Here is an 11,033-nt window from a genome sequence, read left to right on the forward strand (position 1 = left end):
TTCATTCTGAGCTGTTAGATGCCTATAAAAATTTCTAAGCTGCCTGTGCGGCAGTGAACGCTCTGATGGTGGTTCCGATGGCGGGTCTGATTTTCTAAGCTGCCTGTGCGGCAGTGAACAATCATGATGGTAGTGCCTGGTCTGATATCGATTTCTAAGCTGCCTGTGCGGCAGTGAACGGCTCGTTGTTCCAGTTCGACGCGCGAGAGCCTTTCTAAGCTGCCTGTGCGGCAGTGAACATAGAATAAACCAATAAAAATAAGCTGCAACAGGCTGTTAGGGTAAAAATCATCTTTTTACCCTGTTAAAACTCACCTTTTGCAACTATTTGTATTTAAAGCACATTTTTAAAGAGCAAAAATAAAGGGTAAAAACTACCCTTTTTTGTTCAATTTAAAAGTGCGGTACGGTCGCCAATATTGACTGCCCATTCGCTTTGCTACTCAAACCATAGCAATCGAAGCTCCCATCTTGTGATGTGCTTTGCTGCTGCATCTCAATAAACAGCGGGAACTTGCTGTTTTTTTCTGGTGAACGTTGCTTGGTTTGCTGGCTATGCAAGTAAATAAACGGCAAGGTGCACAACGCTGTCGGCTTGCTTTGTTGCAAATCCGCTAAACATTCCACCAGCGGTTTGCCAGATTTTGCTGCCCATAGTGCGGCTTTTTGCTGCATATCCCGCTCTATTCGTTCGGGCGATTTCACCTGCTTGCGTACAAAGCTTACGTAAGTTACATCGTTTGGTACGGGTTTGATGCCTTTGATGTGTACATAGTCTTCTAACCGAGTTAGCCAGCGGTGGATATCCAACGTTTCCAATGTCGTTTGCTCTTTTGCAAAGAGACGCAACTTACTGCCAAGCGGAAACTTTGCTTGACGATAATCAGGAAAACCGACTGCAACCAGAGATTGGTTGCTCGCCACTTTGTGCTCCACCAAAGCAATGTGCACTTGTTGAAAGACGTTTTGCCACAGGAAGCCTACTGCGATGTCGGCGTCTGGCAATAAGGTGATCTCTTGGTAGTAGTTCATCACTGCCACCTATTTGTCACTTTCGCCAAAAACTCCACCACGCACTAATACAGCCATGACGTAATGTTCATCTTCTTCACGGGGCAAACTTTCACCGCGCGCCCACTTATCGAAGAAGGTATAAAAATCCTGCTTGTCTTTCGGGGTACGGAACGCCTTTCCTAAATTAGTGACAGCGCCATAGGGTTCAATGGCAATGGCTCCTGCACTTTGCTCTTCAGATGCGTAATCTGGGTACCAAGTATCAATGGAACGCAGTGCGTTACCAATTTTTTGTGAGTGCATCGCAGCATGTTCATTAACTGCATACAGGATTTTACTTTTCTTGGTTGTGCTGTTGCCTTTATCGAGTACTAACTCTTCACTGGGGTACACTTCTTGCGCTTTACCGACTTTGGCATAGCAGTCAATTTGCAGCATCAAATGTTCAGACTCGCTTGCTAAAGCTTTGGCAATACGTTCTGCCAAGCTATCAATATCCTGAGCATTATGATCAAAATGACGTGTACTAAATTGTTTGGCATCAAAAGTCCAAGTTTGCTCCGCTCCTTTGTTAAGCGCCTTAACTTGCACTTCAATGTCTTCTGCACCAACTCGGTTTCGCCATAGAAAACGGGCATTGGCAAGGTTGGTGGCATAGCGTTTCGCCAACTCAAAACATCCATATTTGGCAATGTACTGAGAAACCGCAGCACTATAACTCTGTTTGAACAGCGTATTGTTACATGCCGAAGGTTGGGCAAGCCCCCCTAATACTTTGAGTGTGAAATGGAGCTTCAAAGTATCGTGATCCTGCCCCAACGCACAGGCATCCACTCGCTGCAAATTTGGACTTTCAACTTTTGCATCGAGTTTAGCTGGATCTTTTTTGAAATCGCCTGCATCTTTCTTATTAAAGCGATTAGAAATCGTGCCACGTACCGATTTTTCTTGCAGGGCTAATGGTGTTGCTTGCTCTTTGGTTTCCCACTGGCATCCAAAGAGGTAACCATCCGATGGGACAAGCTTTTTTTCAAATGCGAGAACTGAGGCGGTATCGTTATTTTTAGCCATGAGATTGTTCCTTATTGATGTTCGTTGATAGCGTTAACTGGCTGACAAAGGTAAAGATCGTTTTCTAAATCGGGGTGGTATTGCCAAAGGATGTCATCGAGATGTTTGATTTTGTGCGCCATGACAAATTCACCCAGTGTGACCACACTTTCGGCAAAGCGATGCGGTACTGATGGATCGCGCTGATTTTTTGCCTCTCCTAATTTCGATATGCCCTGAAATCCGGTGGCAATAGGCACAATCCAGCCACTCGTCTTGCGCTGGCTATGCCAAACAACACTTTGGTCTTCAAGCTGTTTACAATGGTGGTGTACGGTGAGGTAACCCAGCAGCGCATCTATTGCGTCATCACCTTGCTGCATGGCGTCAATCATTAAATCGCGACGTTCAATCAGCACATAGCCTGGCATTAATTGGCCTAGGACTTGGGCAGTATCCTGCTCCGTAATCACAGATTTAACGGAGGACTTCCCAAAGGAAAGAACGTCGCCTCCTGCCACTTTCATCGTCGCGATCACTGCTTGCAACTGCTGGGTAAAGTCTGACTGCTGAACTTGATCTTCATTGCCACTCCACTCAATGACTAAAGAGACGTCTAAGTGGCAGCGTGGCTCCTCGATAAATGATGGACTTGTCAGTGGCGCTTCAAATTTGGACTGGTATCTAGAACCGTATTTTTTTTTGAATTGTCCGTCAAAGATACTCGGGTTTCTTGTTCCTAAAATAGAATTAACAAAATCGCCTTCGTCTTTATAAGTCTGTACATCACAACGGTGGCTCACCACCGCAGCACTATGCAGCATGAGATCGGATAAACCTGCTTGGCTGAGCTTGCGCTCTAAGGCATGCACAAAGCCTAACCATGCCGTCATGGCCGGAAAGCCAATAGTAAAGGGGCTTGAAAATGCATTGGCATTGTGAATTTTAAGATGCGGTAAAAGCAATACGTTCATCGCAAGTTCTCCTTATTGCTGGCAACCACCTCTTCTATTGCCAGCAGCTCTTGGTCTGCCAATGTGACGGGATTGGGGATCACTTTGCTGCGGCTGTAGTGATTGATTAAGCCACGGGCAATGTGGCGAGTGATTTTATCGAGCCACTCATCCTCTTGCTGACGCTGCTCTGCAAACTCTGGATAGAGCCAGATTTTTTGCTCCAAAGGCAACGCACTCGATAATTCACCGGAATAGTCTTCAAGAAACAGGCGCACTTGCCACATTTTTTCAATCACCAAATCAACGTATTGCTGAATGCGGTAGTCGCGCCCATCACGAATATTAATGTTGTTGTAGTCGGTGAGAAAAAGTCGATGCAGCGCTTCAAGGATTTCTTTGGCTTGCCAAGCGGTAAAACTCTCTTTAAAGAAATCCGTTTTCGGCAAACGAATATCACGCGGTATTAACTCCGGCGGTATGGACGATAACAAATAGTAAGTCTGGTATTTATTATTTAAACCAGAAATATTTTTAGGATGATCACCACCATGCTTTGTTACCGTAAGATCTGATAACGTTTTGTAACCCAGTTCATGATAATCATTGTTCTTTCTAGCTTTCTTCCCAGAGTAAGCTTGAGGTGAACGACTGGTAATCCAATCAATTTTGGCTTTCATATTGAAGACCAAACCAGCTGGTGTTAACAGAGAAAGTTGATGGTACTGCTCAAAACCAATAGGAAAATAAACTTGTTTTACAAACCTATCAGTGTCAACAGATTGCGAATAAATGCAATCAGTAAACATGTTCACAATATTCTCAAAAAACGCTCCACTAAGTCCGAATGTTTCGGCAAGCAATGCGACATTAGAATTTTTTAGGTACTCTAAAATATAAACGTCGTTTATTTTCAAAGACAGGAATTTGTAGACCTTCAATTGAGTAGCATTGATGTGTAGATCAAATAATGCCTCTGCATTACCACTTCGAAGATAGCCGTCTTGATATTTCTTAAAATCCGTAGAATACACTCTCGGATATTTACAAGAAGGATGACTCATTTTAGAAGGATGACTAATCACAGTGCCATGCTTGCTACCTTCTGCGATCTTTTTGATCACCCCGGCTACAGATTCGGTTTCAAAGTTAGCTACTTTATCATGAGCCATACCATCTTTAAAAAAGAAATATGCTTCTAACCTTTCAGCGTAAAAACGTTCTGAAAGCTCAATCAAAACTTCTGCTTCCTCACTAGAAATATCAAGTAAACTCCACAGCTCATCCAGTTTTGGATGACTAATTTCACACATAAATTTAAAAGTATTCTCATATTTGAATGTTGTCGCTCCTTCATTAATAGAACTAGTCATCAATAAACAGGCATCACACTCAGGAATCGACTTAGGCAAATAACTCTGCGGGCTAAGCCTCAACACCGCATCCAAGACCTTAAAATAGTCAGGTTTTTCTTTACCGTTATTGTCATTTTTTTTAAAGGCTAAATCCGGTCTGTTTTTTATCAACCTGTCTAGACTTTGTTTTACTTCACTCTTTTCTTTTTCCATTATTTGACCTTAACCAATCCTAGTTGGTCGTTGTAGCTATATTGCTGGTTACCTTCACGGTAGATAAAACTGATTTCGCTATAGCGCACTGACGTGGCAAACTCTTGCTCAGGACTTGGACTGTATAAACGGACTAACTCACTGTAATCACGCTGTAGCCAAAGTTTTTGTTGTTGCTTTGGTGTCAGTGGCAGATGTTCAATATTCAAGGTGCGTTCAATCGGGTGTAAGCCGCCCGGTTCTTCACGCAAACAAAACTCGATGCTGCGCTCTTTTTTAACTAAGTAGATTTGGACTGTAGGTTCACTTTTACGAAAGCGTTTGAAGTGTTGCGGTAGTGCGGTCAGCCACCAGTAGCCGTGAATATGACCGTGCAGATGCTCATACCAACATGACTGCGGCGATCTACTCCGACGATTGCGGTTGTATCTATCCTGACGACTGTTCTTGGCTTGCTGTGGTTTGCCAATTTGATCGATGCCAAGGGTTTTCGCGGTGGCAAAGTGCTCTAAATCCGCTAAGTTGTTGCGCGGTTCGAGCACTGCTCGCTTTTGAATACGGACAACGGCATTGACCGCATGCAACAGCGACTTTTTATCCACTAACTCAGATAAATCATGAGTGGCAAATTGGGTGGCGCTGTCTGTTTCATAGCCGGGATGATTAAATACTCGCTCTACTCCTCCCTTAAAGCCTTTAACGTTGTATTGCAACAAGCCAATGTTTGGCTCCAGAACCTCGCCATCACGATGCCTGCGTACCCGACCTGCCATTTGAATAATCGAACGAAAAGATGAGGGTTCAATTACCGCCCAGTCAAAGTCATGATCACGCCCCACTTCTTCAACTGGGGTGGCAACCAGAATAAAAATCAGGTTTTTCGCTTGGCAAGCAGTTAGGTGTTCACGAATCACTGGATGAGCARATGCACAGGGCAGTTCATCCGCTTTCTCTTTGCGTTTGAGTACTTCATCCAAATGCTTTTCTTGCTCATGGCGTAGCAACAGCACTTGCTGGCTGTGATAAGCCATACAGCGCACTTCAGTATCGGAGGGCCAATCACAGCTCAGTAGATATTGGGTTAATTCGACGCAAGGTTGAATATTGGCAACCCGAACCACGCCAAACGATACTCTTGTTTGGCTTTCTGGCTCTAACGTGTTGTGATGCTGGTGTTTAGCTAAAACCGCTTGCTTGACTATCTCGAAATACTGCTCTTCTAGCGATTGTTCATTTTGTTTAATGCATGGAATGATATCGGCCTTTCTCTTCGCGACCTGCTGTTTTAACTTATCCACACGTTTAGACACAAAGCGTTGCTGGAAAGCCTCATAAGCAGCTAAATCAGCATCATCGCAGCCCACCATCTGAACATCAGCGCTAAATTCATCGACATAAACACAATTAACAGTACTGACTCGATCACGGCTAGCAGCAAAGACTTTCCATCCTTGACGATAGGCATTGTATAAACCCAATGCTAAATCCGGCAGTATGGTGGCAGAGGAAATCATCACTTTGCGCCCCAGCATGGCTGCCAGATGCACTAATCGGCCAATCGCAATCAGATCATCACCGGTAAAGTCGTCAATTTCATCAATCACCAAGTCGGATGACATTAAACGTAAACAGGGCAGAATATAACGGCCACCGCGTTTGGTTTCGGTTGCAGCCATAATATGATCGATGGTGCATACCAGTACTGGGGCATAAAGAAGTTTTCGATCTTTTTCTTTGGTTAAAACGGTCGTGAGCTCTTCTTCAGGTAGCACACCTTGCCAATATAGAACATCGTTTTCATCTTGAAGACTTTCCAAAGACTCAGAGCCAGCATCTGCTTGTTCTGGTTCAATGTCGTCTTTTTCAACCGCCTTACCCGATTGATGTAACTCTGAAATGGCTTTAGAGCCAATCAGCACTGCTAAATCGCTCTCTTGCAGTTTGAGCCGTTCTTTGTATTCGTCGCCGGTTTGCAAAGTGAGTGTGCGCAAGCCAAGTGCCAAGATAAATCGCAGACTTTCGCCCTCTTCAGATAACGCCTGCATAATTTTGGCGTTGGCGATGGTTTTTCCACAACCGGTACTAGCCATGTTCACCACAAAATAGCCTTGGCTTTTGTCTTCCGTGTGTTCTCGCCACTCGTTGATTTTGCGTACCGCTTTGTCTTGCCAACGGAATGCTTTAGGCGTGTTGGCCTTAGGTGTAAGCTCGCTAAGCTCGGTGGCTTTGAGCGGTTCGGTTTCAAAAAACGGCAGTAACTTCACTGTGTTCACCGCAACTTTAGCGACATTCACTAAGTGCTCATCCAGCTTTTGTTTACGTGCTTTAGTAGTGGGATCGGTGTTGGCGTACAGCTCTATCGATGTATTCCATTGATGATCATTAGGTTGTGAAGAGTAATAGTGGTCACCTAGCATCAGACACAACCTTGCATGGTGTAGAATCCCTCGCCAACTACCATCATTGATTGCCTGATCGAGTAAAGGCAGCTGATGCAATAGATCCTTTGCGCGGCGTTTTAGCTCAGTAAGCCAAGTCGAGGAATTAGAAAGCAGCCCTAACGGAAATTCAAAACATTTCGGCAGCAGTGCGTTGTACTCATCAAAGCGGTTTTCATAACCCCATGCAGGGGTAATTCTAGCCAACAATTCCTCTAAAGAAGCATTACCTACTTCTCGCTGGTTATTACATAACGCGTCTTCTTTTGGCAAAGGTAATCGATGATGAGAAACAATCAACCAAGCAATTAACGCTGCTGCTGTCGGTAATTCAGAAAGTGCTTTTTCTCTTGGTAATTCATTGATTTTAAAACAAGATTCATCAATACCTTGATTGATAAGAGTCGCCAACCAAGCCTCATCTTGAGATTGGTGTATTGGATTATCGACAAATTGATGGAATAGAAGACAAGATATCCACTCATGACGTAGCGGGTCACCTTTATGCTTAGTTTTAATTTCTGGATTTAACTTTTCCTGAAAAAGTAAAGAGGCTTTACCCCAATCGTGCAGCAAAGCGGCCATGCTCGCGAGTGATTTAATCAGTGGTAAATATTTCCAGTCATTTTCATAGTCACTGTTAAGCAAATTTTTCTCTGTACTATTAACAGGCACATATCCCTCTGCATTAAATTTATTTTTATTTCCCACCACCCATAACAACTGGCTGCGTGAGCGAGAACGAACCCAATGACAACTGACCGCGGTGCTGCGGCTGGCGGTTTTGCTCAGCATTTTTCGCACCGTATTTAAGCCATCTTCGGTGATCAGCGTTTGCCAGGTGTTATCACCAATTCGGTTGGCAAAGGCATCAAGCACGCGGCGGGTTTTCTTCAGTGCCTTTTTCTCGCACTGAGAAATAAAGGTCACCATCATCGTTGCGGCTCCGTCATCTCATCGTCGGCGTCATCTTGCAACGCAATGGCTTTGATGGTGTTGAACATAAAGTCCATCGCTTTGTGTTCAATAAAGGCTTGCAGAACTTGCTGGCGAAACTCTTGTTCGGTGGCGTTTTCTTTGGCGCATATAAACGCCCAAGGCAGCACGATGGCATCTTTGATTAGGTCCGCGGCATCAAACACCAGCGCGCCGCGACGGGTTTTGCCATGCATCACCGCAAATCCGTGCGGGATCCCAAGCACCCATAAACAACTCGCCGCCAAGCCATAAGCTAGGTAGTTGCCATGATTTAAAAAGCGGTTGGCGAGATCGTCCGCCTCATGCTGACGTTTAAAACCGTTTTTTTGAGTACGGTTCGCCGCGTGTTTGTAAAGCGCTTTGGTGAGCTGCGCTTCGGTAAGCAATAAATCCGCCGGCTTGCTGGCTTTGTCAGTTCGCGCCACAAAGGTATCGAGTGCGCCGGCCAATTCGGCCACATCAAACCCTTCAAGCTTGAGCTCACGGCTCGCTTGCCAGACCTGCTTTAAGTAACTCAGGCGTGCCAGCTGAAAAGTTCGCGCAGCGTCCAATCGCTTTTGATCATCAAACCAAAATGACAACCACCCTTGTAGATATTCAGTAGGTCGATACTCGCTTTGCGGTGTAAACCACTCAACCTCAGTTGCCATATGCAGTGGTGTACCGCCACCTCCGCAGAAGCCAACCAGCACGCCCGCTTGCGAGAGCATACGCATCGCCGCTTGAGTGATTGATGTGCCAGTCCCGAGCAACAACACCGTGGTATTGGCAATGGGGATATTAAAGTAGAGGTTTTCGCGTTTCGCCTCCGCCAAGTACAACACACGCCCATCTTTTTGCATCACACGGCAATGCTCGAGGTAGTACATATTGGCGCGTTTAGAATGAAGGATGGTTTTAAGATCCGAGGGCGAGAGATCGTCCATGGGTGTCCCTTTCGTGATTGTCCGAGTGACCAAGCAGATCACTCACAAGCATTGGAAAGGTAACAAAAATAGCAACGCATGCCCGTGAAACAAGGCACAGTTTAGGGTTTGAAGGAAGATCGCATTCTGATGTCTGTGCGATTGTTATGCGAACCAGATAATACTAATCAGCCAAGATTGCTCGAGATTACTCGGTATGATAAGTGGATTTTGACCCATAAAAACTTATCATATATGATAAAAAGAAGTAAGAGATGAACTGGAACATTGTTTTTTACCCAGGCGTGGAAGAGAGCATTCTCAACATGCCTCCTAAGATTCAAGCGCGAATGCTCAAGCTGCTTTAACTAATAGAAAAACATGGCGCAAACTTAGGCCCTCCTCACACAGAATCAATAGGTAACGGCCTGTTTGAAATTCGTGCCAAAGCAAAAGAAGGGATCGGACGCAGTCTATTCTGCTATTTAGACGGCCCCAACATCTATGTCCTTCATGCATTTGTGAAGAAAAGCCAAAAGACACCAAAGAACGACTTAGCATTGGCAACAGGGCGTATGAAAGAGGTGAAAAGTGAATAGCCTACAAGCACTAAAAGCGAAAGCATTGCAAAACCCAGACGTGAAACAAGCATACGATGAATTGACGCCTGAGTTTGAGTTGATCGATATGTTACTCAGTATGCGTAAGCAGGCCGGGCTAACTCAACAGCAGGTTGCAGAACGTATGGGGACGAAAGAAGGCAATATTTCTCGACTTGAAAAAGGGAAAGGTAATCCAACCCTTAAAACCCTGCTTAGCTATGCAAAAGCATGCAATTGCAAGCTTAACTTTGGCTATAAACATGCGTCAAATTGACGTATATGGTCATTGCTAGTCATACGCTTTTATTGACCTTTAACCATCCCCTAATTCCTCGATGCCACGACCGCTAACAATGAACTGACATAAAAAAACAATTATTTTCAGTGTCTAAGCTGCCTGTGCGGCAGTGAACATAGCAAAGAATTTGAAGGAGGATCGCATTAGTAGTGCGTATGTCAGTAGTTATCAATCACAATGTGCGCACTAACCAATAGTGAAATGGTTAATAATGTCCATTTCTTTATGAGGAACACCAATGATATCAATTGCATGGCGTCGGATAAGATAAAAGACAAGATGTTGTCCTTCAGGAAAGCAATAGTATCCGTCTTCAATGTCTGTTCTATGCTGGCCTAGTTGCGGGTTCTCTGCTAGCCAGTTAAACCGCGTAGCTAGGCGCTTTAAATAAGTGTTACGCTGTGCTTTTCCCCATTTACGCTCAGTGTAACGACCAATATTTTTAAGATCATCACGTGCTCTGGGCGTAATACGAACCTGCTTTTTTTTTGGCTCGCCGTCAAGATTCTGTGTCCAAGTCGTTAATCAGTTCATCCATTGAAAAGTCATCGACAAACGTATCACTGGCTGCCTGTTGAGCCCCCTCATCAAGATGTGCGCGCAACACATCCAGTTTGGTTTTGCGTTCCTCAAGCGTGCGTAATGCATCACGAACAACCTCGCTAGCAGAGCCGTACCGGCCACTTGCTACCTCGTTTTTAATAAACACTTCCCAGTGCTCCCCTAAGCTTAAACTTGTTGTTGCCATAACTATCGCACTTATTCATAAATATGAATAATGAATATAGCGCTTTTTGTAAGTGACTCCCAACTTTTTGACTCATATTGATTCAGCCGAACAACGTTGGATTTACAGCAGCACACATAAGACTTCTCATTCAATCCTTTCTAAGCTGCCTGTGCGTAGGTCGGAGAAGCGCTAACTCGATCGTACAAGCTAGGTGTGATTTGCACCACGCGCAGTGCAACTGGCGCCTCCGACATTGAGGCCAACGATTAACCTCGATCGTGACAGGCGCCCGTCGGCAATGTGCATCTATCCAACACCGTGCTGGGGCTTGTGTCACCTACGCCAATGGTATTATCGGGCCAAAAGTGGCTATTCCGATAACCAATGTACGCCAATGGCACCGCCGATATTAAAATGGTGTGTAGGTCGGACAAGCGCCAGTGCGATGTCTGTCATGTATTACCCAAGCGGACTGCGCGCCTCCGACATTAAGGCCA

General features: G+C 44.9%; 10 protein-coding genes and 1 CRISPR repeat array (1 of these 11 cut by a window edge). Of the genes, 2 read left to right on the forward strand and 8 right to left on the reverse strand.

Annotated elements, in window-relative coordinates; translation table 11 throughout:
• A CRISPR array of direct repeats spans positions 1-239; the repeat unit is 28 nt; unit sequence TTTCTAAGCTGCCTGTGCGGCAGTGAAC (it extends 209 nt beyond the left edge of the window).
• A 154-nt stretch (positions 240-393) separates the two neighbouring features.
• From cas6f to cas1f, 6 genes are read right to left on the reverse strand one after another with little or no spacing between them, the layout of a single operon-like run.
• Positions 394-1,032: a type I-F CRISPR-associated endoribonuclease Cas6/Csy4 gene (cas6f, locus tag BZG73_RS06600; RefSeq protein WP_077667893.1), complete on the reverse strand. Its 639-nt coding sequence runs from the start codon at positions 1,030-1,032 to the stop codon at positions 394-396.
• A gap of 9 nt (positions 1,033-1,041) precedes the next feature.
• Complete coding sequence (gene csy3, locus BZG73_RS06605; RefSeq protein WP_077667894.1) at positions 1,042-2,085, reverse strand: type I-F CRISPR-associated protein Csy3; 1,044 nt, start codon at positions 2,083-2,085, stop codon at positions 1,042-1,044.
• A gap of 11 nt (positions 2,086-2,096) precedes the next feature.
• Positions 2,097-3,038: a type I-F CRISPR-associated protein Csy2 gene (gene csy2, locus BZG73_RS06610; RefSeq protein WP_077667895.1), complete on the reverse strand. Its 942-nt coding sequence runs from the start codon at positions 3,036-3,038 to the stop codon at positions 2,097-2,099.
• The gene (locus BZG73_RS06615) at positions 3,035-4,585 is read right to left on the reverse strand and encodes a type I-F CRISPR-associated protein Csy1 (protein ID WP_235606025.1); all 1,551 of its coding nucleotides are present in this window, start codon (positions 4,583-4,585) and stop codon (positions 3,035-3,037) included. Before BZG73_RS06615 ends, csy2 begins: the two co-directional genes overlap by 4 nt.
• Positions 4,585-7,959: a type I-F CRISPR-associated helicase Cas3f gene (cas3f, locus tag BZG73_RS06620; RefSeq protein WP_077667896.1), complete on the reverse strand. Its 3,375-nt coding sequence runs from the start codon at positions 7,957-7,959 to the stop codon at positions 4,585-4,587. Before cas3f ends, BZG73_RS06615 begins: the two co-directional genes overlap by 1 nt.
• The gene (cas1f, locus tag BZG73_RS06625; RefSeq protein ID WP_077667897.1) at positions 7,956-8,927 is read right to left on the reverse strand and encodes a type I-F CRISPR-associated endonuclease Cas1f; all 972 of its coding nucleotides are present in this window, start codon (positions 8,925-8,927) and stop codon (positions 7,956-7,958) included. The genes cas3f and cas1f overlap by 4 nt, the downstream gene beginning before the upstream one ends.
• A gap of 350 nt (positions 8,928-9,277) precedes the next feature.
• Between cas1f and BZG73_RS16135 the strand changes: the two genes are divergently transcribed.
• Together BZG73_RS16135 and BZG73_RS06635 are read left to right on the forward strand one after the other, a co-directional pair.
• Positions 9,278-9,505 carry a type II toxin-antitoxin system RelE/ParE family toxin gene (locus tag BZG73_RS16135; protein ID WP_256363589.1) on the forward strand — a complete coding sequence of 76 codons (228 nt, stop codon included), beginning with the start codon at positions 9,278-9,280 and terminating at the stop codon, positions 9,503-9,505.
• Positions 9,498-9,782: a helix-turn-helix domain-containing protein gene (locus BZG73_RS06635; RefSeq protein ID WP_025675165.1), complete on the forward strand. Its 285-nt coding sequence runs from the start codon at positions 9,498-9,500 to the stop codon at positions 9,780-9,782. Before BZG73_RS16135 ends, BZG73_RS06635 begins: the two co-directional genes overlap by 8 nt.
• Positions 9,783-9,992: 210 nt before the next feature.
• On the opposite strand, the gene BZG73_RS16335 is transcribed toward BZG73_RS06635, so the two are convergent.
• Positions 9,993-10,277: a type II toxin-antitoxin system RelE/ParE family toxin gene (locus BZG73_RS16335; protein ID WP_077667916.1), complete on the reverse strand. Its 285-nt coding sequence runs from the start codon at positions 10,275-10,277 to the stop codon at positions 9,993-9,995.
• Between the two features lie 28 nt (positions 10,278-10,305).
• Entirely contained in the window at positions 10,306-10,554 is a 249-nt protein-coding gene (locus BZG73_RS06645) for a type II toxin-antitoxin system ParD family antitoxin (RefSeq protein ID WP_069362489.1), read from the reverse strand.
• Positions 10,555-11,033 lie beyond the last annotated feature (479 nt).

The sequence above is a fragment of the Salinivibrio siamensis genome (genome assembly GCF_001996005.1).
Taxonomy (GTDB): domain Bacteria; phylum Pseudomonadota; class Gammaproteobacteria; order Enterobacterales; family Vibrionaceae; genus Salinivibrio; species Salinivibrio siamensis.